At 60.1% G+C, this 25,050-nt stretch carries 20 protein-coding genes; 7 read left to right on the plus strand and 13 right to left on the minus strand.

Going from position 1 to position 25,050, the window contains the following annotated elements; genetic code table 11:
• Window positions 1-38 precede the first annotated feature (38 nt).
• Window positions 39-359 (minus strand): DUF883 family protein, encoded by a 321-nt coding sequence (locus KZX66_RS24115; protein ID WP_248083739.1) that lies wholly within the window; start codon window positions 357-359, stop codon window positions 39-41.
• Window positions 360-523: 164 nt separating this feature from the next.
• Between KZX66_RS24115 and KZX66_RS24120 the strand changes: the two genes are divergently transcribed.
• Window positions 524-778: a hypothetical protein gene (locus KZX66_RS24120; protein ID WP_003190904.1), complete on the plus strand. Its 255-nt coding sequence runs from the start codon at window positions 524-526 to the stop codon at window positions 776-778.
• Here KZX66_RS24120 and KZX66_RS24125 read toward each other — a convergent pair.
• A complete protein-coding gene (locus KZX66_RS24125; RefSeq protein WP_248083740.1) occupies window positions 750-1,670 on the minus strand; it encodes a LysR family transcriptional regulator in 921 nt (306 codons plus the stop codon). The genes KZX66_RS24120 and KZX66_RS24125 overlap by 29 nt on opposite strands.
• A gap of 91 nt (window positions 1,671-1,761) precedes the next feature.
• On the opposite strand from KZX66_RS24125, the gene KZX66_RS24130 reads away from it, so the two are divergent.
• The gene (locus KZX66_RS24130; RefSeq protein WP_248083741.1) at window positions 1,762-2,688 is read left to right on the plus strand and encodes a carbon-nitrogen hydrolase family protein; all 927 of its coding nucleotides are present in this window, start codon (window positions 1,762-1,764) and stop codon (window positions 2,686-2,688) included.
• A gap of 9 nt (window positions 2,689-2,697) precedes the next feature.
• Here the strand turns inward: KZX66_RS24130 and KZX66_RS24135 are convergent, their stop codons facing one another.
• Window positions 2,698-3,159 (minus strand): LEA type 2 family protein, encoded by a 462-nt coding sequence (locus tag KZX66_RS24135; RefSeq protein ID WP_248083742.1) that lies wholly within the window; start codon window positions 3,157-3,159, stop codon window positions 2,698-2,700.
• 12 nt (window positions 3,160-3,171) lie between these two features.
• Complete coding sequence (locus KZX66_RS24140) at window positions 3,172-4,599, minus strand: nucleobase:cation symporter-2 family protein (protein WP_248083743.1); 1,428 nt, start codon at window positions 4,597-4,599, stop codon at window positions 3,172-3,174.
• Between the two features lie 233 nt (window positions 4,600-4,832).
• On the opposite strand from KZX66_RS24140, the gene KZX66_RS24145 reads away from it, so the two are divergent.
• The gene (locus KZX66_RS24145) at window positions 4,833-6,458 is read left to right on the plus strand and encodes a methyl-accepting chemotaxis protein (protein ID WP_248083744.1); all 1,626 of its coding nucleotides are present in this window, start codon (window positions 4,833-4,835) and stop codon (window positions 6,456-6,458) included.
• A gap of 64 nt (window positions 6,459-6,522) precedes the next feature.
• Here KZX66_RS24145 and KZX66_RS24150 read toward each other — a convergent pair whose 3' ends face one another.
• Genes KZX66_RS24150 through KZX66_RS24170 form a run of 5 tightly spaced genes read right to left on the minus strand, consistent with a single transcriptional unit; the run spans window position 6,523 to window position 11,613 of the window.
• Window positions 6,523-7,500 carry an NAD(P)-dependent oxidoreductase gene (locus KZX66_RS24150; protein ID WP_248083745.1) on the minus strand — a complete coding sequence of 326 codons (978 nt, stop codon included), beginning with the start codon at window positions 7,498-7,500 and terminating at the stop codon, window positions 6,523-6,525.
• Complete coding sequence (locus KZX66_RS24155; protein WP_248083746.1) at window positions 7,497-8,795, minus strand: MFS transporter; 1,299 nt, start codon at window positions 8,793-8,795, stop codon at window positions 7,497-7,499. Before KZX66_RS24155 ends, KZX66_RS24150 begins: the two co-directional genes overlap by 4 nt.
• A gap of 45 nt (window positions 8,796-8,840) precedes the next feature.
• Entirely contained in the window at window positions 8,841-9,782 is a 942-nt protein-coding gene (locus KZX66_RS24160) for a sugar kinase (RefSeq protein WP_248083747.1), read from the minus strand.
• The gene (locus tag KZX66_RS24165) at window positions 9,775-10,557 is read right to left on the minus strand and encodes a TIM barrel protein (RefSeq protein WP_248083748.1); all 783 of its coding nucleotides are present in this window, start codon (window positions 10,555-10,557) and stop codon (window positions 9,775-9,777) included. The genes KZX66_RS24160 and KZX66_RS24165 overlap by 8 nt, the downstream gene beginning before the upstream one ends.
• Before the next feature lie 42 nt (window positions 10,558-10,599).
• Window positions 10,600-11,613, minus strand: a complete 1,014-nt coding sequence (locus KZX66_RS24170; RefSeq protein ID WP_305395134.1) for a LacI family DNA-binding transcriptional regulator — start codon at window positions 11,611-11,613, stop codon at window positions 10,600-10,602.
• A gap of 234 nt (window positions 11,614-11,847) precedes the next feature.
• Between KZX66_RS24170 and KZX66_RS24175 the strand changes: the two genes are divergently transcribed.
• The 3 genes from KZX66_RS24175 to KZX66_RS24185 all read left to right on the plus strand — a co-directional run bounded on the left by KZX66_RS24175 (window position 11,848) and on the right by KZX66_RS24185 (window position 18,452).
• Window positions 11,848-13,830 (plus strand): hypothetical protein, encoded by a 1,983-nt coding sequence (locus KZX66_RS24175; RefSeq protein ID WP_248083749.1) that lies wholly within the window; start codon window positions 11,848-11,850, stop codon window positions 13,828-13,830.
• A gap of 118 nt (window positions 13,831-13,948) precedes the next feature.
• Entirely contained in the window at window positions 13,949-15,955 is a 2,007-nt protein-coding gene (locus tag KZX66_RS24180; RefSeq protein ID WP_248083750.1) for a hypothetical protein, read from the plus strand.
• A 232-nt stretch (window positions 15,956-16,187) separates the two neighbouring features.
• On the plus strand, window positions 16,188-18,452 hold the full coding sequence (locus KZX66_RS24185) for an autotransporter outer membrane beta-barrel domain-containing protein (RefSeq protein WP_248083751.1): 2,265 nt from the start codon (window positions 16,188-16,190) through the stop codon (window positions 18,450-18,452).
• A gap of 69 nt (window positions 18,453-18,521) precedes the next feature.
• Here KZX66_RS24185 and KZX66_RS24190 read toward each other — a convergent pair whose 3' ends face one another.
• From KZX66_RS24190 to KZX66_RS24205, 4 genes are all read right to left on the minus strand, one after another.
• The gene (locus KZX66_RS24190) at window positions 18,522-18,953 is read right to left on the minus strand and encodes a hypothetical protein (protein WP_248083752.1); all 432 of its coding nucleotides are present in this window, start codon (window positions 18,951-18,953) and stop codon (window positions 18,522-18,524) included.
• Between the two features lie 291 nt (window positions 18,954-19,244).
• A complete protein-coding gene (locus tag KZX66_RS24195) occupies window positions 19,245-19,886 on the minus strand; it encodes a DUF1345 domain-containing protein (protein ID WP_248083753.1) in 642 nt (213 codons plus the stop codon).
• A gap of 44 nt (window positions 19,887-19,930) precedes the next feature.
• Window positions 19,931-23,020, minus strand: a complete 3,090-nt coding sequence (locus tag KZX66_RS24200; RefSeq protein WP_248083754.1) for an efflux RND transporter permease subunit — start codon at window positions 23,018-23,020, stop codon at window positions 19,931-19,933.
• A 6-nt stretch (window positions 23,021-23,026) separates the two neighbouring features.
• The gene (locus KZX66_RS24205; RefSeq protein WP_248083755.1) at window positions 23,027-24,181 is read right to left on the minus strand and encodes an efflux RND transporter periplasmic adaptor subunit; all 1,155 of its coding nucleotides are present in this window, start codon (window positions 24,179-24,181) and stop codon (window positions 23,027-23,029) included.
• A 165-nt stretch (window positions 24,182-24,346) separates the two neighbouring features.
• Between KZX66_RS24205 and KZX66_RS24210 the strand changes: the two genes are divergently transcribed.
• Entirely contained in the window at window positions 24,347-25,048 is a 702-nt protein-coding gene (locus KZX66_RS24210; RefSeq protein WP_248083756.1) for a response regulator transcription factor, read from the plus strand.
• The last annotated feature ends 2 nt before the right edge of the window (window positions 25,049-25,050 follow it).

Below are 25,050 nucleotides of genomic sequence, written 5' to 3' on the forward strand. Positions count from 1 at the left end.
ATTGAACACGGGCTGCGCCAACGGCGCAGCCCGGCCAGTCAGTTGCGGCGACCCAGCAACAGGCCAACCACCAGGCCGAAGCCTGCGGAGATGGCCACGGTCTGCCACGGGTGGCCACCGATGTAGGTCTCGGTGGCATCCACCACCGGCTTGCTGCGCTCGCGCACGTTGGACACCGAGTCCAGGGCTTGCTTGAGCTTGATCGCCACTTGTTCGCGCAGGGTTTCACCTTCTTCGCCGACCAGTGAGGCGCTGCTCTTGAGCAGCTTGTCCGACTCTTCGATCAGCGCCGTGAGTTCGCTGAAGGCTTGATCCTTGATTTGGTCTTCGGCAGCTTGAGCAGCGGTTTTGCGGGCCATTGTGTGACTCCTTGCGGGTGAATGTGACAGTGAACAATGGAGTATCGCGCCGTGCCAAAAGTTGCGTTTTTTTTGAGGCGCGCGTCGTCTTGAGCTAAATCCGAATCTGGAAGTTTCGACCTACCGTGTAAGATGTCACCTATTTGTGCAGCAGGTAATTCAACATGAGCTTCAATCTCGCCAACAAAACCCTCGCCGAACGCGCCGAGCTGGAAGATGAAAAGTCCCGCCTGTACGACCTGTGGCAAACCAACCTGGGCAAGGCCAAGGGCGAAGCCGCGCGGTTGTTCGGTGAGCGTGCCAAGCGCAAGGGCAAATGGGCCGAATGGGTCCGCGCCGAGCTCGACGGCATGTCGCCGCCGGAGTTTTCCAATATGGTGCGCAGTGAAGTCAACAAGCTGATGGCAGCGGCGAAGTAAAACTCGCCACGATCGCCTCGCGTACCTTGAGCAACATCGGGTCCAATTGCACCTGGGTGCGCCAACCCAGTTCCACCGGGTAGCGGGGTAGCGCCAGGGGGCAGGGCAGTACACGCAGGCCCGTCATCTCGGCGATGGCCTGCGCCGCATGCCCAGGAATGGTCGCCACCGCCTGGCTGCCCTTGAGCAGAAACGGCAGCGCAGCAAAGTGGCTGGTCGAGGCGCATACCTGGCGGCTCAGGCCCAGCGCCGCCAACCCCTCATCGGTAATCCCGATAAAACCGCCGGACGACACCAAGACGTGCTCGCGGGCGACAAAATCGTCGAGGCTGATGCCGTGCTGCTCAGGCGCAAGCGTGGCCGGGTCCACCAGGCAGCGGTAATCGCCTTCGGCCAACACCAGGCGACTCAAGCGGTTCTGGGCAAAGCCACCGGCCGTAATTGCGAGGTCCAGCGTGCGCTCGAGCAGGGCGCTTGCGACGATCTGGCTGTGGGTCTGGCGGAAAATCACGCGCAGTTTCGGCAAACGTTGCGCGATCTCCCACATCAACCGACGGCCGTAGGCTATTTCAAAATCGTCGGACATCCCTACCACCACCGAACGCCCCTGATAGTGCGGGTGTTCCGGATTGACCATCGCCAGGCTCTGGCGGCAGCGGTCCAACGCCTCACTGATCACCGGCTTCAACTGATTGGCCCGCAGCGTCGGCGCCAGGCCGCGGCCGGTGCGTACGAATAACGGGTCGCCATACACCTGGCGCAAACGCCGCAGGCCAGCGCTGATGGCTGATTGGGTCACGCCCAGGCGCAATGCAGCGCGGGAGGCGCTGGACTCGTCATGCAGGGCTTCGAAGGTTTTGAGCAGGTTCAGATCGACCTGGGCGATATTCATTTGGCTCATATCATTCAGTGCTGAGGTGGGCTTTATTCATGATCCTGGCTGGCAGCAGAATGCGCAACCCGCCCTTTTTGGAGTGATCGTGATGCCTGTGTCTACCGTGGCTGCTTTGCAAATCGGCTCCCTGCCAAGTGGCAAGGCTGAAACCCTCGAACAAATCCTGAGCTATGAGGACGAGATCAAACGCAGTGGCGCGCAACTGGTGGTCATGCCCGAGGCGTTGCTCGGCGGCTACCCCAAGGGTGAAGGGTTCGGCACGCAACTGGGCTACCGCTTGCCCGAGGGTCGCGAAGCCTTTGCCCGCTACTTTGCCAACGCCATTGACGTGCCGGGCGCCGAGACCGAGTCGCTCGCCGGCCTGTCGGCGCGTACCGGCGCGAGCCTGGTGCTGGGCGTCATCGAGCGCAGCGGCAGCACCTTGTACTGCACCATGCTGTATATCGAACCGACCGGGGGCCTAGTGGCCAAGCACCGCAAGCTGATGCCCACCGGCACCGAACGGCTGATTTGGGGCAAGGGCGACGGCTCGACCTTGCCGGTGATCGACGCGGCGGTAGGGCGCATCGGCGGCGCCGTGTGCTGGGAAAACATGATGCCGCTGTTGCGCACGGCGATGTACGCCAAAGGGGTCGAGGTGTGGTGTGCGCCCACGGTGGATGAGCGCGACATGTGGCAGGTGAGCATGCGCCACGTGGCCCATGAGGGGCGCTGCTTTGTGGTGAGTGCCTGCCAGGTGCAGGCCTCGCCTGAGGCGTTGGGGCTGGAGATTGCCAACTGGCCGTCAGACCGCCCACTGATCGCCGGCGGCAGTGTGATCGTCGGTCCGATGGGCGACATTCTTGCCGGTCCGCTGCTGGGTAAAGCAGGGCTGCTGACCGCACGGATCAATACCGATGACCTGGTGCGCGCACGGTATGACTATGACGTGGTGGGGCATTACGCCCGGCCGGATGTGTTTGAGTTGACGGTGGACGAACGCGAAAAGTCCGGGGTGCGGTTTATCGCTGACTGAGCAGTGTGACTACCAGGTTGCAGCGTTCGGCATGTCCAGGGTACCGCGGTCCACAAACCGCAGGGTGCCGAACACACCTCCCGCCAGCTTGCCGCGCAGCACGTAGGGCAAGTTGTTCAAGCTCTGGGTCTGGCTCAGGCCCAGGGTCTGGCGCAACACCGAGAATGCCGAAACGCTCACCGGCACCATCAGCACCCGCTCCGAAAAGCGTGGAATGCTCCCGGCCTGGTCGCTCACCCCCGACGCCAACGGCCGGCCATTGACCTCCAGGTCCAGGGCCACGCCGTTGTAATCGATCGCAGTTTCGTTGGGGTTCTGCACCCGCAGTTTCACCGCGAAGCGCACTTCCAGCTCCTGGCTTTGCAGCGGCTCGATGCCCACCACGTTGACCGTGACCGGGTCGCGGTTGGGGAACAGCGCGCAGGCGCTCAAGGTCAGCAACAACAGCGATAGAACCATGAGCTTGCGCATTAACAGGTGCTCCTATTTCGTGACATCCGGGTCCTGCATGACTTTGAGGGTAGAAGACTCCGGATCAAATTCATCTTCCTCCAGCTCTATGAACTCCTCGGGCAGGAAAATGTTCAGCAGAATGGCACAGAAGGCCCCCACCGTTATCGGCGACTCGAAGATGTTATGCAGCGCCTGAGGCAATTCGCGCAGCACTTGCGGCACGGCGGCGACGCCCAGGCCCATGCCCAGGGAGATCGCCACGATCAGCACATTGCGTCGATGCAGCCCGGCTTCGGCGAGGATCTTGATACCGGCCACCGCCACGGTGCCGAACATAATCAGGGTCGCACCGCCCAGCACCGGCTTGGGCATCAGTTGCAGCACCGCGCCGATCATCGGGAACAGGCCCAGCAGCACCAGCAGGCCGGCAATAAAGTACGCCACGTAGCGGCTGGCCACGCCGGTCAACTGGATCACGCCGTTGTTCTGGGCAAACGTCACCATCGGCAGGCTGTTGAAGGTCGCCGCCATCGCCGAGTTGAGGCCGTCGGCCAGCAGGCCAGCCTTGATGCGCTTGATATACAGCGGGCCCTTGACCGGCTGCTGGGAAATCATCGAGTTGGCGGTCAGGTCTCCGGCGGCTTCCAAGGGCGAAATCAGGAAGATCACCGCCACTGGAATAAACGCCACCCAGTCGAACGAGAAGCCATATTTGAACGGCACCGGCACGCTGATCAACGGCACCTGGGGCAAGGCCGCCATGTCCACGCGGCCCAGCCACCAGGCCACCACAAAGCCCAGGGTCAGGCCGATCACAATCGAGCCCAGGCGCAGGAACGGGTTGTTGAATCGGTTAAGCACCACAATGGTCAGCAGCACCAGCGCGGCCAGGCCCATATTACCGGCCGCGCCGAGGTCGCTGGCGCCGAAGCCACCGGCCATGTCGGTGACCGCCACTTTGATCAGCGACAAACCCATCAACGTGATGATGGTGCCGGTCACCACGGGGGTGATCAGTTTGCGCAGCTTACCGATGAACTGGCTGAGCACCACCTCGATAAAAGCGGCGAAAAAACAGATGCCAAAGATCGTCGAGAGGATCTCATCGGTGCCGCCGCCGCGGGCCTTGACCATAAAGCCTGCGCTGAGGATCACGCTGATAAACGAAAAGCTGGTGCCCTGCAGGCACAGCAAGCCCGAACCGATCGGACCGAACTTACGCGCCTGCACAAAGGTGCCAAGCCCCGACACGAACAGCGCCATGCTCACCAGGTACGGCACCTCGCTTTCCAGGCCAAGCACGCCGCCAACGATCAGGGTGGGGGTGATGATGCCGACAAAACTGGCCAGCACATGTTGCAGCGCGGCAAATAGCGCCGCGGTGAAATGCGGGCGGTCGTCAAGGCCATAGATCAGGTCGGATTTATAGCGCGGGCGGGGGGCTTGAGCGTCAGACAAAATATGGGCTCGGGTCAGAAAATGGAGGCGCAGGATGCCAGAAACGGCCAGTGGTCAGAAGTGTGAAAAAATATTTATGAATGTCCTGTGTAAAACCCGGTACCCAGCCGATAACGGTTACAGGCCCACCGATCAATAACAACAGGGGTGGCCAGGGTCTGCGCTGCGCGTTGACGTACGCCGATCGTTTCGCCGCATGGATGTGCGCAAACACTACTTCCGAGAATCTGTCTATGTCCCTTCGCCAGCTGAATATCGCCCCTCGAGCCTCTCTGGGTTTCGCGCTTATTGCGTTTCTAGTCGTTGTATTGGGAGTGTTTGCGGTCAACCGCATGACGCTGATTCGCGAGGCGTCGGTGGCTATGAGTGCCAACCAGTTGCCGAGTGTGACGCATCTGGCGACCATGACCGAAAACGTGCTGCGCATGCGCATCCTGTCATTTCGGGTACTGGTCAACCGTGAGCCGGCCGCCCTGCAGGAAGCTGAAGCGCGCATCGGCGTACTGACCGATAAGGTCAAAACCGCCCAGGCTGCTTACGCGGCATTGCCCTTCGGTCCGGAGGAGTCGGCGCTGTTCAATACCTTCAGTGCCACGCTTGAAAACTATTTGAAGGCCCAGGCCGACATGCTCGTCCTTTCCAGGCAAGGCAAGGTTGAAGAGATGCGTGCGCTTATCAACAGCCGCGTCAAGGAAGGCACCGACAAGATGGGAGAGCAGTTGAACAAGCTGATTGCGATCAACGCAGCCGACGCCAAGGCGGCGGACGCTGACGCCGGGCAGGGTTACGACAGCGCTATCGCCGGTGTGATTGGCGTGTCGCTCGCCGCCGCGCTGCTCACTGTGCTGCTGGCCTGGCTGCTGACCCGCAGCATCGTCACGCCGTTGCGCAAAGCGCTGGGCGTAGCCGAGACCATTGCCGCCGGCGACCTCAGCAAAACCATCGAAGACGAAGGCAGAGACGAGCCCGCGCGCCTGCTCGGTGCCTTGGCCACCATGCAAGCCAACCTGCGCCAGACCATCCAGCACATCGCCGGTTCGGCCACGCAACTGGCGTCTGCCGCTGAAGAGCTGAGCGCCGTCACCGAGGAAGCCTCCAAAGGCTTGCAGCAGCAGAACAATGAAATCGATCAGGCCGCGACCGCGGTCAATGAGATGACGGCAGCAGTGGAAGAAGTCGCCCGCAACGCGGTGTCCACTTCCGAAGCGTCCGGGCAGTCCAGCAGTGCCGCGCGCGAGGGCCGCGACCGGGTGATGGAAACCGTCGGCGCGATCCAGACCATGACCCTTGACGTGCAAAACACCGCCGTGATGATCGAAGGCCTGGCCACCCAAGGCCGCGACATCGGCAAGGTGCTCGACGTGATCCGCGCGATTGCCGAGCAGACCAACTTGCTGGCGCTCAATGCCGCCATCGAAGCGGCCCGTGCCGGCGAAGCCGGGCGCGGTTTTGCGGTGGTGGCTGACGAAGTGCGGGCCCTGGCTCATCGGACGGCGCAGTCGACTCAGGAGATCGAAAAAATGGTCGCCGGCATCCAGAACGGCACCGGTGAAGCCGTGCAATCCATGCAGCAGAGTAATCAGCGTACGCAAAACACGCTGGAAATGGCCCGCGCCGCCGGGGTGGCGCTGGAGCAGATCACCCAGTCGATCAGCTTGATCAACGAGCGCAACCTGGTGATCGCCAGTGCGTCGCAAGAGCAGGCTCAGGTGTCGCGGGAAGTGGACCGCAATCTCGTCAACATCCGTGACCTGGCCACCCAGTCGGCGGCGGGGGCCAACCAGACCAGCGCGGCCAGCCATGAACTGTCGCGCCTGGCGGTGGACCTGAATGGGATGGTGGCGCGCTTCGTGATTTAACCCCGGGCACCGCGCATTTTGCGGCGAACGGGCCTGTTGTGGCGAGCCCGCTTGCCACAGAGGCTCAGGGTTTCCACGCGGATGGATTGACCAGGTTTTTGGGTTTTTCGCCTGCCAGCGCGGCCAGCAGATTATCCACCGCACACGTGGCCATCGCTTCGCGCGTTTCATGGGTCGCCGAACCGATATGCGGCGTCGCCACCACGTTGTTCAAACGCAGTAACGGCGAGTCGTGACGCAGCGGCTCGCGCTCGAACACATCCAACCCTGCCGCACGAATGGTGCGCTGCTGCAACGCCTCGATCAGCGCCGCTTCGTCCACCACCTTGCCCCGCGAGATATTGATAAATATCGTCTCGGCGCCCATCTGTGCAAACTGTTCGGCACCGATCAATCGCTCGGTTTGCGCCGTGAGCGGCAACGTCAGGCACACAAAATCAGCCTCTTGGAGCAACGCCGGCAAGCTGCGGTACTGCGCACCAAAACGCTGCTCCACGGCGGGCTTGGGGGACTGGCTGTGGTAGATCACCGGCATACCGAAGCCAAAATGCCCCCGCTGGGCCAGGGCTTCGCCGATACGGCCCATGCCGATGATGCCCAGGGTCTTGCCATGCACATCGCTGCCGAAGTGCGCCGGGCCGATGTTCTTGTTCCACTGGCCGGCACGCACCATATCCGCCAGCTCGACCACGCGTCGGGCGGTGGCCAGGATCAACGCAAAGCCGGTGTCGGCGGTGGTTTCAGTGAGCACGTCGGGGGTGTTGCTCAGCAGGATGCCGCGCCGGGTCAGGTAATCAATATCGTAGTTGTCGACCCCCACCGACACGCTGGCCACGGCTTCCAGGTGCGGTGCGAGGTCGAGCAGTTCGGCATCCAGGCGCAGACTGGCGCCCAGCAGGCCATGGGCCGTGGGCAGGGCGTCGCGCAGCGCGGCCAGACCGCTGTCGTCCAACGCGTCGATCAGGGTGACGTCGGCCTGTTCGTGCAGCCGGGCCATCAGCGGCGCGGAGAGCTTTTTGTATAAAATCACAGACTTTTTCATTGGGCTTTCACCTTCAGTTCAAGGGGCGCCAGGGGCGCGCGTTCACGGTCACTGGCGCCGGGCTTGAGGAAAATCGTCAGCACCACCGACAGCATCAACGCACCGCTCATCAACAGGTACGAAGCGCCGGGCGAGCCGGTGCTGCTATTGAGGTAACCCACCAGGTACGAGCCGCCGAACGAGCCGAGCGCGCCCATGCTGTTGATCAGCGCCATGGCGCCACCGGCGACGTTGGCCGGCAGGATTTCCGGGACGATGGCAAAGAACGGCCCATAAGGCGCATACATGCACGCGCCGGCAATTACCAGCAGGGTGTAGGACCACCAGAAGTGTTCGGCGCCGAGGACGTAGGAGGCGTAGAACGCAATCGAGGCGATCAGCAGCGGCGGCCACACGAAGCGTTTACGCTTTTGCAGCTTGTCCGAGCCCCAGCTCACCGCCAGCATGCCGATCACCGCCGCCAGGTAAGGCAGCGCCGACAGCCAGCCGGCTTCGACCATGTCCATTTGCAAACCGGCCTTGAGGATCGACGGCAGCCACAGCACAAAGCCGTACACGCCGATGCTCCAGCAGAAAAACTGCAACGCCAGGATGATCACCTTGGGCGAGCGGAAGGCTTCGCCGTAGTTCTTCACTGCCTTGATGCCCACCTGTTCGGCGGCGAGGGCACTTTCCAGGGCATTTTTTTCGCTGTCGCTCAGCCATTTGGCGTCCTTGGGACGCTCATCGGCCAGGCGCCACCAGATAAACGCCCACAACACCGCCGGCAAGCCTTCAATGATGAACATCCAGCGCCAGCTGAAATGCTGCACCAGATAGCCCGAGACCACCGACATCCACAGCATGGTCACCGGGTTGCCGAGGATCAGAAAGGTGTTGGCCCGTGAGCGTTCGGCACGGGTGAACCAGTGGCACAGGTACACCAGCATCGCCGGCATCACTGCGGCCTCGACCACGCCGAGCATGAAGCGAATGACGATCAGCATGTAGGCGTTGGAGACTACGCCGGTGAGGGTGGCCAGGCTGCCCCACAGGATAAGGCTGACGAAAATCAGTTTTTTGACGCTGCGCTTTTGCGCATAGATCGCCCCCGGCACTTGAAAGAAAAAGTAACCGAGGAAGAACAGCGCCCCCAGCAATGACGACATGCCGGGGGTGATCATCAAGTCTTCGGCCATCCCGGAGGCGGCGGCGAAGCCGTAGTTGGCGCGGTCCAGGTAGGCCAGGCTGTAAGTGATAAAAACGATGGGCATGATGTACCACCAGCGGCGGGTGGCGAATTTCACGGTGTCCATGGGCTTGCTCCTGAGCTTGTTGTAGTTGTGGCAACAGGGTGTGGGTCACGCAACGGATCGGGCGGGTAATTCGGCGCGGGTCGGCAGGCCTTCCATATCGCCGCGGCTTTGCACGGCGCGGCTGCCGATCCAATTGCCACGTTGTACGGCCTCGCGAAAGCCTGAATTTTCGAGCAGGGCGCTGATCATGCCCACGGCAAAGCCGTCGCCGGCACCGACGGTGTCCACCACCCGGTCCACGCGCACGGCGTCGACAAAACCTTGGTCCATGTGGGTGCGAAAGTAAGCGCCGTCGGGACCGAGCTTGATGGCCACCGCCTCGGCGCCCCGGTCGAGGTAAAACGCGGCGATATCCGCCGGGTCGTCGAAACCGGTGAGTAAACGGCCTTCGCCCAGGCCCGGCAGTACCCAGTCGGCCAGGCCGGCGAGGGCGTTGATCTCGCGGACCATCTGCGTCTGGCTGGCCCATAGCGAGGGGCGCAGATTGGGGTCGAACGACACGCTGCGCCCGGCTTTGCGCATCTGCGTCATCAACTCGCGGGACAGTTCGCCGGTGGCTTCGGACAGCGCCGGCGGAATGCCCGTGGCGTGCAAATGGCGCGCCTGCAGCAGCGCCGGGCTGATGGCCGCGATGGACAAGTGGCTGGCGGCGGAGCCTTTGCGGAAGTACTCCACCTGGGGATCGGCGCCGGTGTCTTCGCGGGACTTGAACTGAAAGCCGGTGGGGTGCAAGGGATCGACCGCCACATGCCGGCAATCCAAGCCTTCCTTCTGCAAGGTGTCGACCACAAAGCGCCCGAGGGAATCGTCACCGACGCGGCTCAACCATGCCACGTTGAAGCCCAGGCGTGACAGGCCGATGGCAACATTGCTGTCGGCCCCGGCGATGCGTTTGTGAAACTGCGTGACCTGGGCCAGATCACCGGCCTGCTCGGCGACAAACATCGCCATGGTTTCGCCGAACGACAGGATATCGATATCAGACATGGGCGTTCTCCTCACGGGGTTGGCCAAGCAGGGCGAGGCTGGCGACCTGTTGCGCGGTGACCTCGGTCAGGTCATCGCCTTGCAGCGGAAATTCCACGCCCCGTGTAATGCCTTGAGTCATGTGCTTGAGCAGTTGTTCCCACAGTTGCAGGTCAGTGGCGCCGGGCGGCAGCGCCACCAGTTTGCCGTCCGCGCGGCGCGCCACGGCTTTGCAATGCAGATAGTCCACGTGCCGGCCCAGCAGGCGTGCAGCGGTGAGGGCGGACTGGTCCTGCCACTGCCAGTTGCCGATGTCGAAGGTCATCTTCACCGGCAGGCCCAGGCGTTCGACTGCGCTGAAGAAGCGCTGCATCGGCTCGATACGTCCGCCGTGCAGGGTCTGGTCGTTTTCCACCAGCAGCGCGACCGGGTGCCGGTTGAGCAGGGCGTGCAGGCTGTCCAGGTCATTGGTATCGGTGAAGTAACCCAGGGAGACTTTCAGCCAACGAGCACCGAAGGCGTGGGCGCGATCCAGGGTGGCAGCCAGCTCGGCATTCGGCTGAGCGCGGCCGGCGACCCACAGCTCCAGCGGCGATGAGAACACGGCTTCAAGGCCGTGAGCGGCCGCGGCGGCTGACAGCTCGGTGGGCCTCTCGACGGTAAGCAACTCTTCACGCCATTCAATGCGTTGCGCCCCGGCGGCGGCCAGTAACTCAACGAAACTCAATTGGCCCTGCCGGCGGACCAGGTCGGCGCCGTAGCTGGAGAGGCTGATGGAGACGGGGTATTTATGCATTGTTGTTACCTCTGAAACCGGTTTCATTTTTGTGCAAAAAATTTAAGTGGGTTGTGTCGAGCCGCGAACAATCAGCTCCGGCAGGAAATCCAGGGTGCGCGTCGGCGCAGTGTCGCCGCGCAGGCGCTTGAGCAGGCAGTCGAACGCGCTGGCGCCAATCGCTTCGGTGGGCTGGGCGAGGGCGGTGATGCCGGAACCCACCAGCGGATACCAGTCCAGGTCATCCAGGGCGATCAGGCCGACGTCGGCAAACAGGTCAACGCCCAACGCCTTGAGTGCGCGAGTGCAGGTCAGGGCAGCGACGCCGTTGGCGCAGAACAACGCCTTGGCGCCGGGTTTTGCGAGAAAGGCTTGCAGGTGAATGTGCAGCGCGTCGTCCAGTTCCAGCACCGCGCCGCTCAAGCCGGGGCGCGCGGCAATTTCGGCCTTGAAGCTCGCCAGGCGCTCCAGGCGTGAGCTGGTGCCGTCGGTGGCTTCGCTCACCAGCAACACCTCGCGGTAGCCTTGCTGTTCCAGGTGTTCCACGGCCATGCGCACGGCGGCAGGGTTGTCCAACCCCACCAGGTCGCTGTGCAGCGGCTCGACTTTGCGGTCCACCAGCACCAGGGGCATCTCGCGCTGTAATTCCAGCAACCTGTCGAGGTGATGGCCGAGGGTGTTCACGATCAGCCCTTCGATGTTGTACGAACGCAGCGCCGCCAGGTGTTGGCGTTCCTGCTCGTCATCGCGGTCGGTATTGCACACCACCAGGCTGTAGCCATGCTGGCGGCAGGCGGTTTCGACGCCGTGCATCACGGCAATGGAATAGGGGTTGCGGATATCGGCCACCAGCATGCCGATCAGGCGGGTGCGCCCACGCTTGAGGCCGCGGGCCATCTGGTTGGGGCGGTAGCCGAGTTCCTCGATGGCTTGTTCGATGCGCAGCGCCGTGGCATCGGAGAGCAGGGCACGGTCATCGCCAATAAAGCGCGACACACTGGCCTTGGACACGCCGGCGCGCTCGGCCACATCGAGCATGGTGACGCGGCTGCGCTGGGCGGCGGAAAAAGTAGTCACGGTGGCAGGCCTTTCTTATTGGATGTTGTATAGCGGTGAAACCGGTTTCAGGAAACCGCAACAACCCAAAAACGTCAAGTGCCTTTGTGCGCAAACGTGGAAATGCTCGGTGGGTGCGCCCGACGAACGGCAGCGTTACCTGTCAACTTTGACAGTATCGGTGGAGCGCTATTGGGTATTCACTCTGTCTTACATCAATTGCTATAACCCCTTACCGACGCGGTGTACAACGACATGGACACAACTCCAGCGGATACCACTCCTATAAATAGCCAGGCCGACAGTTTGATCGAGGTTGCGTCTATCGAGGCGTTTGTCACCCCCACCTTAGATGCACCGGAGCTGATTAACGCATTGCCCGATGGGTTGATCCCGACCCGTTATCTATTTGAGGATTTGCCCGTACGGTTAAAAGACCCGTGGAGGTTTTTGCCGGGGGAAGGCGAGAGCGACTGGGTGACCTTTATTTGGGATGTTCAAGGAAGTGTGCCGTTTGAACTCGAGCCCATTGAGTTGCGTGGACCTATTACCGCCGATCAATTCCCCCTGACGGTAAATATTCCCCAGTCGTACTTTCAAAATAACGCGGTGGTTGATCTTTCTTATCGAATCAACAATCTTGAGCAGGACAGTGAGGCGTTCGAAACGTCTTGGATCACCACCATTACTATTGATCGAACGGCGCCCGGCGGAGGGCAGGTGTTTAATGTCGCAAGATTTCTGATTGATCCGATTACTGAGTTTGATTTAACGAGTAATACGACACTCGCGGTCGAAGTTCCTGGCGATTATCTGGATCGAAAAACCGCTGATGCCGTAGTGACTTATTTGAGTGGCAGTGACACCCTGCCGACACGCCCGGCCAACCACGAGCAAGTGTTTAACGCCATCACCGGCACAATGCTTATGCAGGTGCCAGTGTCGGAGATCCGTAAGTTTGCCGGTAACCCGGTGCTTTATTTGTTTTATCGGGTACGTGATCGGGCAGGGAATACGTCTGCTCAGTACTCGTTGGTCGCCAGTGCCACACTGCTCATCAATCCCGCGCCAGCCAATCTGTCTATTCCTGAAGTGCCTGCCTATAATGCCGACCTGCTGGTTAATCGCGAGGATGCGCGCACTATTGTCTCGGTCAGGGTGCGTAGCTACACCCACCGACTGCCGGGTGATCAATGTGTCGTCGAGTGGGACGGGATCAAGCTCCCTGCGGTGGCGGTCGACACGCTGCCGTTCTCAGTGCCGGTGCCGTGGAGTGTATTGATCGCCAATGGCGCGAATCTGCGTCGCATCACTAATGTACCGGTGCGTTATTACATTCTACGGGCCGGGGATACGGTAGGTCCCGGCGTACGCTCCCCGCTGAAACAGGTCACTGTGGACATGACCGTTGCGGGCCAGGAGAACCCTCAGGCACCCATCCTGTTAAATCGTCTATTAGCGCTGGTCAATATTCATGGCGCGGTTTCCCCGATTCCAAACCGTTTGGATAGCCGCGATGCCGACAAGCCTGTGAGGGCCTCGTTTACCTTGTTCGACAACCCCGTGCCCGGTGAACGGGCATTACTTTATTGGCCAAGCCGGACGGATCCGGTAGCGACTTATCTCGTCAAAGCCGGGGATGTCGGTGGCAAAGTTGTCGACTTTGATAATCTCATCGATTGGCAGGTCATCAAGGACGGTAACAGCAGCGCCAGTACCCTAGTTCATTATCGGACGGACAATGGTGTAAACCAACAGCTGTCACCCGATCAGACCGTTTTTATCAATCTTGTACCGCCGATCAAGTATGCAGCGCCTAGTTTTCCTCAGTCATTACAACACCCCAATAAGTACCTTACATGTTACACACAGCCACCCATTTGGCTTGGTATAAGCGTATTGGTTGCCCCCGCTCCGAATGTGTTAATGCCGGGCGATGTGGTCATTTTGACATGGCAGGGTTTTCTCAACTACCCGGATCGTAATCCGTTGCCGGCAACGAATGAAACATTTGAGTATACATGGGCGGAAAACCAGACGACTCATGAGTTTACGGTGCAGCCCTATGAGACGCTGATCAGACCGTTGAGTGACTATGCAGGAGGATCGGCACGCTACAGTGTGTTCCGAAATAACATCCTGCTCGGGGCTTCAAGGGTCGCTTATGTGCCTATCGATCGTAAGCACGCCACGGGTAATTACTGTGGGCCTAACGGTATTGGGCCAGGCGAGAAATAAAGTTCAGCCATTCTTAAGTTTTCTATGAAGTATTAGTTTAGCTAAAGGACGTGTAGTGCATTGCACAGGCAGGCCGTTGCGCGCTGTGTTCATAACAAGTGACGAAGGAGAATATGAAATGCTCAAGATTTCAGACAAAGTAGCAGCCGTTATGCTTGCCAGCGTGCCCACGCTGCCAAAGCCAGATATCAGAGAGCGTTTGGATGAGACGGGCATTATTTCATCCGCCACCGCCGATATCGGTATAACCCTTGAGTGTCGCACGGGCAGATTTTCAGACGAACTGACCTGGATTGAAATTCAGCAAAGGGACCTCAATCAGCCGAGCACGGGTTGGAGCGTGCTGATAGCCCCCTTTCAAACTGGCGTTCCTGAGGACACTGTGCTGGCGGTACCTATTCCCGCCCCTGTCGATACCGCCGGTTTTGTGCACGGTCGCTTTGAACTCAGGTATGCGCTCTATCTGGACTTTGATGGTGTGGCGGGCGACCTGGATGAATTCTCCATCGCCACGCCGTTTATCGTGGACAGAATTGGTCCATACCGTGCCGCTGGCCTGGGTAATAGCGTGCAGCCGCCTGTCGCACCCTACCCGGCGACTGTACCGACACCCATTACTAAGGCTTTTCTCGACGCCAACCCGACGATCGAGGTCATCGTTCCCCCCAACAGCTATACGATCGCCAGCGGTCAGTACCAGCCAGGCGACATGATTCAATTTTACCTGAGCCCCAATTTGTTTCCGCAGGACATGTACAAGATCGGCGATCCGGTTCCAATGCAGGCAGCTCCGGGTACGCCGTATTCACTGCCCTCATCGGCGTACACCACGGGTGGCGTGATGAATCTGTTCCACGTCATTACCGACAAAGCAGGCAACCCCAGCCTCCCTTCCTTTTCCGAAACTCGCCAGGTGGTGCTGTCGGACCCACCAGAGCAAAAAGATATTTTCTTTCCCTTGGCGCCAGCGCCGGAGCCCGTGCCTGGGCCTGGCCCCAGCACCGACGATTTGCTCAATATTGCAGACTATGTGGCCGGCATCGAAGCGCATGTCAGAACGTATCTGAACCACCTGCCAATTGATCGAATTGAGATCAAATGGGGTTCCCAGCCCTACAGCTTGCTGTCTGCACCCTTTACTACATTCCCCCTGATCTTCAAAAGCGGCCTGAACGATTTGATTAAGGCCGAATACGGAACTAAAGAAGGGCCGCAGCCGACCACGGTGCTATACCGAATCGTTCAAGGCACTCAAACCTTCGAATCGCTCCCCAAAATTGTCAAGGTAGATTTGAGTGTGCCGGGGCCGGTTAACCCCGGAGAGCCAGGAACCGTCAACCCCAATTTGAAACCTGCGCAGTTCACGGGCGGTGGGCCGACGCCTGTTCTGAATACATTGAATGAGTCTGACGCCGGTCTTCCTGTCACCGTGGTCATCCCGCTGTGGACAGTCCCACCTCCGATGCCCGGACAAACCGTCACTGTTGTGAGGCCTGATGGCACCTCCATCTTGCCTCCTCAGACGATCGGCACCCAACTTCCGGGTGAAGATCTCACCTTCACCATCCCATGGAGTGACATTGAGCCCGGTGGTAACACCGTTCAGAACTTCCGCTACATCGTGGAATCATTGACAACCAGCAACCCGAATCTTGGGCCTTCCACCGCGGTCACTGTTATCAACGCTGTGACGCAGGCACTGCCGCCTCCGGTTTTTCGGCGACTCCAATCCGGTCAACTGACCTGCAGCTCACTGGGCCCACTTCCACAGTCGACGCCTCCGGATTACTTTGCGCAGGTCTTCGTGGCCGGCGACCCACGGATGGTAGTGGGGCAAATGCTCAATTTGACCGTCAGGGTATATCGGCCGCGCGTGGGGCCCGTGGTGGAGGAAAACCAGGATGTGTTCCCTCAGATGATAACGGAGGCTATCAGGCTCACTGGCTTCACCTTCACGATCCCGTTCCGTCCGTTGATCATCACTGCCCGACTCGGCGTGGCAGTGGCTACCGTTTCCACCATGTTTGCCGGAGGTGTCATAGGACGCGGCACTGTGACCGTCAATGCGCGTTCAGTGTTGTCGCAATCTTACTGTGACCTGACGCCGGTACCTGAAGGGCCATAAAAAACCAAACGATCAGCAGTTCCTTCCCCGGCGGTAGTAAGGGGGAGGGGCTGATGATTGTTTTTTAATTCATACGCGGTTCAAAGTTTTTTATACGGGACAAAGAGGATTAATCCTACAGAGTAGTGGAGTGTTGCTCCGTACTCTGTGCACCTCCTGAGGTTGGGCCCGCCCTTGTTAAATATGGCGCGAACCGAACCGTTTTCCAAAGCGCTAGAGAGAGTGACTGCCCATGTCGGCACTGAATATGTTCGAACTCAAACCATTGAGTGCGATTATGAAGGTTCCCACCATTACATTCTGCATGTTTGTTGCGGTTCAAGGGCAAGCACAGGCAGTCCCGTTAGTGGGTGAGCAAAGAGCTATCGATTCCACTACACCCGTAACCGACTGGCAACTTTCCAGTCTGTCCACGCTGGACATGAATGGCGCATCGGCCACAGTGATAGACCTTTCAGACTCTACGCTGAATATGAACCCCGGCAGTTCGACGAATGATATCCGTGCTGTTGCAGGTTCAATTGTCAATATAAACTCGTCGAGCGTATCTTCCACCAACACCACGTTTGCTGCGGTGCGTTTGGAAAATAGTTCGGCTTCAATTAATAACAGTACGATCACCAGTACTGGCAGCGTAGGTTTGCAGGCTCTTGGTATTGCAGGTGACCCCCGCGGCTCTTCCGTAGATGTAACGGCAAGTACCATTAGTGGTGTTCGAGGCGGCGCGCAAGCTTCCAGCGGCAGCCAGTTGAACTTCAAACAAAATACGCAAGTATCGGGGACGGGGGCGGGCGCCAGCGGCCTAAGTCTGCAAGGCGGCACGGCGACGGCCAGCCAAAGTACAATCACCGGTGCTGGTAATGGGGTGGTGTTCATCCGGGATCCCCGCGACACCACAGATGGCAAGTTGGTGTTGGACCAATCGGTGGTTGAAGGCACTGCCGGCTCGGCTATCGTGGTCAGGGGGGCGGGCGCGCGTGCGCCTGTGGTATCGATAGACGTGCTTAACGGCTCCACGTTGAAGGGCGGCGACGGCAATCTTTTAAATGTTTCCGGCGGTGGTTCGGCGACGATGACGGTTGATAACAGCCGAAATCTGCTGGGTAATGTGGTTGCCGACGCCACGAGCACGATTCATTTGACCCTGCGGAACAATGCCGAGCTGTCGGGCAAATTGGAGAATGTCTCCAGCTTGAACGTGGGCGACGCGTCCAACTGGAACATGACCGGCGACAGCTCGGTGGGGGCGCTGAACATGGCCGGCGGCACCGTGACCATGGGCGCGCCAAATGAGTTTTATCAGTTGAACCTCGCGACGCTGTCCGGCAACGGCACCTTTGTCATGGACACTTATTTCCACCCAAACGATGGCAAGACCGATTATATCAATGTGACCGGCGAAGCCACGGGTAGCCATAGCCTGGCGTTGTCGGCCAGCGGTGCCGAATTGGTCAAGACCAAGGTTGTGCACACCGGTGGCGGTGATGCGGTCTTTTCCCTTGAGGGCGGTCCGGTTGACGCGGGGGCCTATGCCTATGGCCTGAAAAAGGAAGGTAATGACTGGTTCCTGGACACCGAAAACCGCGTGATAAGCAGAAGTGCTCGCGTAGTGACAGCACTGTTCAACACTCCGGTGACGGTCATGACAGCTGAAGAGGGTTCGTTGCGCGCACGTATGGGCGAATTGCGCTACTCCCCGAAGAGCACAGGCCTGTGGATCCGTGGTTTCGGCAGCAAATATGATGTGTCCCAGAGTTCAGGGACTGGCTACACGCAGAACCTGCAAGGTTTCTCGATCGGTGCTGACATGCCGTTGGGCGATAGCCAGTGGAAGGTGGGTGTATTCGGTGGTCACAGCAATTCCGACGTGAACCCCGTTCGCGGCTCGTCCGGTACGGTCAAGAGTTACTTCCTGGGCACTTATGCAACCTGGATGGACGACGAAAGCGGTTTCTACTTTGATGCGGTCGCCAAAGCCAACCGTTTCCACAATGAGGTCAAGGCCACGCTCAGCGATAACACCTCCACCAAGGGCAACTACAGCAATGTGGGCGGTGGTCTGTCGGCTGAGTTCGGCCGTCATATCAACATCGGTGAGAGCTCCTATATTGAACCGTACGGTCGTGTGTCGACCATTGTGGTCCAGGGTGGAACGTACAGCCTGAAAAATGGCTTGCAAGTGGACGGTGAGCGTACCCGCTCAAGGACGGCCGAGGCCGGCGCGACCATTGGGCATGAGTTCCAGCTCGACGATGGCACGCTCATTAAGCCCTACCTGCGTGCGGCAATGGTCCACGAATTTGCCGACAATAATAAGGTTCTGATTAACAATCAGGCCTTTAACAACGACTTGTCGGGCTCGCGCAGCAAGTATGGTGCAGGCGTGGCGGTGAAGTTTACCGAGGATCTGCAAATGCATGCCGACGTTGAGACCAGCACCAGCGACAAAATCAAACAGAAAGCGGCTGTGAACGTGGGCCTGCGTTATGCGTTTTAAATAAACAAGGCACAATAAAAAGCCCTGGTCGAAAGACCAGGGCTTTTTATTGCGTGCTGTTCTCGGTATCTAAAGACTGAAATCAAATTTGATATTCAACGCATGGTCTTTTTCCACGATGGTATCGCCCGTCACGACATAGCCCTTAATTTGCAGCGGGTGAGAAGAGAATTTTTGCACGACCAGAGCACCTACCTCGTACGGTAAGACGCGCGGTGTCTTGATGCCCTTGAATGAAACCCAGACGATGACTGTCTTTTTAAATTTTTCAAGACGCAGTTCTTCGTCGAGTTTGACGTTATCCGGGAACTGAATATAAATCTCTTCCGAACTACCGTCATCGTCCCGGTGAATGGCGGTAACCATGACAACACCGTTGTCTTGGATGACATTGATTTCGGATGTTTTAAAGGTGTGTTCACCTACCGATCCTTCGACCACACCTGTTGTGGCGGGATATGAACTGGGGATTTTGCGTTGCGGGGTACTTTGTGCCGACATGATCGCCTCTCCATCAATGATGTTTATGCGAAGCCCAGAAGCGCGATTGCTTCTGCCTTCGGGTATCAAGCCGCAAAAATAATTTTTATGTAACTGTCAAAAGTCACAGTTTACAAAAGTGGGTTTATGGTCTTGTCTTGCATCGGTTGCGGGGTAACGCATCATCGCCGTCGTAAAGCTATTGTGAAGGCGCGACGCCACTCAACGCCCCCCTTCGGCATTGGGCGTTAAATGTGACAGTCCCAAAAAAAGAAATTTTAATAACGCTTTACCGAGTCTGCGTTTGATCGCTCAGCTAAACAGACCCGCAGCGATATTAATCGAGAAACCCAGGATCGCCGTGTTGAACAGAAATCCGATCAATGACTGCCCCAACACCACCTTGCGCAAACTGCGCGTGGCCACCCCGACATCGGCCGTTTGCACCGCTACACCGATGGTGAACGAGAAGTACAGGAAGTCCCAATAATTGGGGGTGCGTAACCCTTCGGCGAAGCGCAGCGCAGGCTCGTCGCCTTGCCACGTGTAGAACAGGCGGGCGTAGTGCACGCTGAAAATCACCCCGATCAGCAGCCATGAGCCGATCACCGTCAATACAGTAAACCCGTAATGCAGCAGGCGCGCGGTGCTGTCCAGGTCTTTGCTGCCTGCCAGGTTGAGGGTAATGGTCGCCAGGCTGGCAATCGCCGCGATGCACACCATGAACAACACCAGGCCTGCGTTTTCATCCTCGATGTCGGCGATGCGCTTTACATCATCGGCGTGGGCGTGGCTGGTCAGCCACAGCATCAGCGCCAGGTAGGTCCAGACCCCGGCGTTCCAGCCGATCAGGACCTTGCTGATGAGCGTATCGGCCGGCGCCAGAATACCCACGGTAAGGCCCAGTATGGCGGCGCACGAAAGGCGAGGGTGGGTGCGGGCGAGGAAGGCCATAGGTGCTCACGACAGGGGATGTGGTGAGCACCATAGCGCATTTTTTACCGGCGCTTGCGCACCAGCTTCATGACCACCACAAAGAACACCGGCACGAACACCACCGCCAGGGTTGCGGTAATCATCCCGCCGATCACGCCGGTGCCGATCGCCTGCTGGCTCGCCGAGCTGGCGCCCGTGGCAATCGCCAACGGCACCACGCCAAGGATAAACGCCAGCGAGGTCATGATGATCGGTCGCAGGCGCAGGCGCGCGGCTTTCAAGGTGGCGCTGACCAAGTCTTCGCCCTGGTCATACAGGTCCTTGGCAAACTCGATGATCAGAATCGCGTTCTTCGCCGACAGACCAATGATGGTGATCAAGCCTACCTTGAAGAACACATCGTTGGGCATGCCGCGCAGGGTCACCGCCAGCACCGCGCCGAGCACGCCCAGTGGCACCACCAGCAGCACGGACGTTGGGATCGACCAGCTTTCATACAGCGCCGCCAGGCACAGGAACACGATCAGCAGCGACAGCCCCAGCAGCACGGGTGCCTGAGCACCGGACAAGCGTTCCTGCAGCGACAGCCCGGTCCATTCCTGGCCCAGGCCTGCCGGCAACTGGCTGACCAGGCGTTGGATCTCTTGCATCGCCTCACCGGTACTGTGCCCCGGCGCCGCTTCACCACTGATGGCAATGGCCGGGTAGCCGTTATAGCGCGTCAACTGCGCCGGACCCTGGGTCCATTTGGCTTCGACGAAGGCCGACAGCGGCACCATTTTGCCGGCGTTGTTGCGCACGTTGATCTTCATCAAATCCGCCACCTGGGTGCGCTGGTCGCCCTCGGCCTGCACCACTACGCGCTGCATGCGGCCCTGATTGGGGAAGTCGTTGACATAAGCCGAGCCAATCGCCGAAGACAGCACATTGCCCACATCGGCGAACGACACGCCGAGGGCGTTGGCTTGCTTGCGGTCCACCTCAAGCTGCACCTGCGGCGCTTCGGCCAGGGCGCTTTCGCGCACATTGGCCAGGATCGGACTTTTTTCGGCCGCCGCCAGCAATTCGGTACGCGCCGCCATCAACGCGGCGTGGCCGACACCACCGCGGTCCTGCAAGCGGAACTCGAAGCCACTGGAGGTGCCCAGGCCATCCACCGGCGGTGGCAGCACCGCATAGGCAACCGCATCCTTCAACTCACTGAACGCCGCGTTGGCACGGTCGGCAATCGATGCGGCGGAATCGTCGCTGCCGCGCTGCGACCAATCCTTGAGCGTGGTGAACGCCAGCGCCGCGTTCTGTCCGGAACCGGAAAAGCTGAACCCCATGATCATGGTGGTATCGCCCACCCCCGGCTCAGTGGCGTTATGCGCCTCGATCTGTTCGGCCACCTGCACCGTGCGGTTTTTGCTCGCGCCCGGTGGCAACTGAATATCGGTGATGGTGTAGCCCTGGTCTTCCACCGGCAGGAACGAGGCGGGCAGGCGCATGAACATCAGCCCCAGGCCCACCAACAGCACCAGGTAGATCAGCAGATACCGGCCGCTGCGCTTGAGCGCATAGGCCACCCAACCTTCGTAGCGGTCGGTGAGTTGCTCAAAGCGTTTATTGAACCAACCAAAGAAGCCGCCCTTGGCATGGTGCTCGCCCTCGGTAATCGGCTTGAGCAAGGTGGCGCAGAGGGCCGGGGTCAAGGTCAGGGCGAGGAATGCCGAGAACAGGATCGAGGTGGCCATCGACAGCGAGAACTGTTGGTAAATCACTCCCACCGAGCCCGCCATGAACGCCATCGGCAGGAACACCGCGACCAGCACCAGGGTGATACCGACGATGGCGCCGGTGATCTGGCCCATGGCTTTCTTGGTTGCGTCCTTGGGCGAAAGGCCCTCGGTGGCCATGATCCGCTCGACGTTCTCCACCACGACGATCGCATCGTCCACCAGGATGCCGATCGCCAGCACCATGCCGAACATGGTCAGCACGTTGATCGAGAAACCCAGCACCAGCATGGTGGCGAAGGTGCCCATCAGCGCAATCGGCACCACCAGGGTGGGGATCAACGTATAACGCACGTTTTGCAGGAACAGGAACATCACCGCAAACACCAGTGCCATGGCCTCCAGCAAGGTGTAGACCACCTTGGTGATCGAGACCTTGACGAACGGCGAGGTGTCGTACGGGATCTTGTATTCCACATTGGCCGGGAAGTAGCGCGACAGTTCGTCCATCTTCGCCCGCACCAGTGTCGCGGTGTTCAGCGCGTTGGCGCCCGGCGCCAGTTGCACGCTGACGGCGGTGGACGGTTTGCCGTTCAGGCGCGTAGAGAACTGGTATTCCTGGCTGCCGATTTCCACCCGCGCCACATCGCCGATGCGCACGGTCGAGCCGTCCGGGTTGGCCTTGAGCACGATGTCAGCGAATTCCGCCGGGGTCGACAGTTGCCCCTTGACCAGGATTGCGGCGGTGATCTCCTGGGTCTTGGTCCCCGGCAGATCACCGATGCTGCCCGCCGACACCTGCGCGTTTTGTGCACTGATCGCGGCGTTGACGTCGGCCGGGGTCAGGTTGAAACCGATCAGTTTTTGCGGGTCGATCCAGATGCGCATGGCGCGTTCGGCACCGTACAACTGCGCCTTGCCCACACCGTCCAGGCGCTTGAGTTCGTTCATCACGTTGCGCGCCAGGTAATCGCTGAGCGCCACGTCATCGAGCTTGCCGTCGTTGGATGTCAGCGTCACCAGCAGCAGGAAACCGGCAGAGACTTTCTCCACCTGCAAGCCCTGCTGCGTCACCGCCTGGGGCAGGCGTGGCTCCACGGCCTTAAGCCGGTTCTGCACATCGACCTGGGCCATTTCCGGGTTGGTACCGGGCTGGAAGGTCGCCGTGATCGTCGCCGAGCCGAGGCTGCTCTGGGATTCGAAATACAGCAGGTGATCGGCGCCGTTAAGCTCCTGCTCGATCAGGCTGACCACGCTTTCGTCCAAAGTCTGGGCCGACGCGCCAGGGTACACCGCGTAGATTTCCACTTTCGGCGGTGCCACGTTGGGGTACTGGGCCACCGGCAACTGCGGGATGGCCAGTGCGCCGGCCAGCAGGATAAACAGGGCGACCACCCAGGCGAAGACCGGGCGGTCAATAAAGAACTGCGGCATGGCGGGTTATTCCTTGACTGGCTGGCCGGAGGCGGGGCTGTCGTCCACTTCTACTTTTTCACCGGGGCGCGCATGTTGCAGGCCTTCGACGACGATGCGATCGCCGGCCTTGAGGCCGTGGCTGACCACCCAGCGATCGTCGATCACCGCACCCAACTCCACCGGTTGCAGGCTGACGGTCTGCTCGGCGTCCAGCAGCAGCACCATGGGGATGCCGGCGCTGTCGCGGGTGATCGCGCGTTGCGGCACGCTGATGCCTTGCTTGTCCACCGCTTGCTCCAGGCGTACCCGTACAAAGCTGCCGGGCAACAGGTCGAGGTCCGGGTTGGGGAATTCGCTGCGCAGAATGATTTGCCCAGTGCCGGGGTCGACGCTGATCTCGGCGAAGAGCAATTTGCCCGGCAACGGGTACAGGCTGCCATCGTCCTGGATCAAGGTGGCCTTGGCCTGGTCCTGACCGACTTGCTTCAAGCTGCCGGCGCGGAAGGCGCGGCGCAGGTCGTTCAGCTCGCGGGTTGACTGGGTCAGGTCGGCGTGGATCGGGTCCAGTTGCTGGATCACCGCCAGCGGCGTCGCCTCGTTCTGGCCCACCAGGGCACCTTCGGTCACCAGCGCCCGGCCGATACGCCCGGAAATCGGCGCGGTGACGGTGGCGTAGCCCAGGTTCAATTTGGCGCGCTCGACCGCGGCTTTATTGGCGGCGACCTCGGCGTTGGTCTGACGCAGGTTGGCGCGCGCGTTGTCGTAGTCCTGGCCGCTGATGGCGTTGCCTTCCACCAACCGGCTGTAGCGCTGCTCCTGCAGGCGTGCCTGAAACGCATTGGCCTGGGCCTTGCTCAGGTTGGCCTGGGCGCTGTCCAGGTCGGCCTTGAATGGCGCCGGGTCGATGCGAAACAGCACGTCGCCCTGTTTCACGTCGTGGCCTTCCTTGAATACCCGTTGCATCACGACGCCGGCCACCCGTGCGCGCACTTCGGCGATACGCGGGGCGGCGATGCGCCCGCTCAGTTCGCTGGTGATCGCCAACGGTTTGGCCTGCAGGGTTTCGATGCGCACCTTGGCCGGTGGCATTTGCGGCGCCTGGGCCGTTGAGTTGTCACACGCACTCAGCGCCAGGGTGAGGGCCAACAGGCAAAACGGCGCAAACAGATTCTTCGACATGCTCTTATCCCAATAGTGACTGGCGCATCCTAAGGTCACCTGCGCCGTGGTGCTGTGAAGCTGTGTAGGTGGTGTGTGAAGAAGTGTAAGGTGCGGCCCACGCTTGGCCGGGGGGCGTATATCCTTGCACGATCCTGCGAAACCGTACTATTTGGAAACACCTTAATGCCCAACATTCTCCTGGTGGAAGACGACGCCGCACTCTCCGAGCTGATTGCCAGCTACCTGGAGCGCAATGGCTACCACGTCAGCGTGCTCTGCCGTGGCGACCATGTGCGGGAACGTGCGCGTCTGAACCCGCCGGACTTGGTGATCCTCGACTTGATGCTGCCGGGCCTCGACGGCCTGCAAGTGTGCCGCCTGCTGCGCGCCGATTCGGCGGGCCTGCCGATCCTGATGTTGACGGCCCGTGACGACAGCCACGACCAGGTGTTGGGCCTGGAGATGGGCGCCGACGACTACGTGACCAAACCCTGCGAGCCCCGTGTGCTGCTCGCCCGTGTGCGCACCTTGCTGCGCCGCAGCAGTTTGTCCGAACCGCAGGTGGCCAGCGACCAGATCCTGGTGGGCAACCTGTGCATTGACCTGTCGGAGCGCACCGTGACCTGGCGCGACCAGTCGGTGGAGCTGTCCAGCGGCGAATACAACCTGTTGGTGGTACTGGCCCGGCATGCCGGTGAAGTGCTCAGTCGCGATCAGATCCTGCAACGCCTGCGCGGTATTGAGTTCAACGGCACCGACCGCTCGGTGGACGTGGCCATCTCCAAGCTGCGCCGCAAGTTCGACGACCATGCCGGCGAGGCGCGCAAGATCAAAACCGTATGGGGCAAGGGCTACCTGTTCAGCCGTTCCGAGTGGGAATGCTGAGC

Source organism: Pseudomonas sp. EYE_354 (assembly GCF_023148575.1).
Taxonomy (GTDB): domain Bacteria; phylum Pseudomonadota; class Gammaproteobacteria; order Pseudomonadales; family Pseudomonadaceae; genus Aquipseudomonas.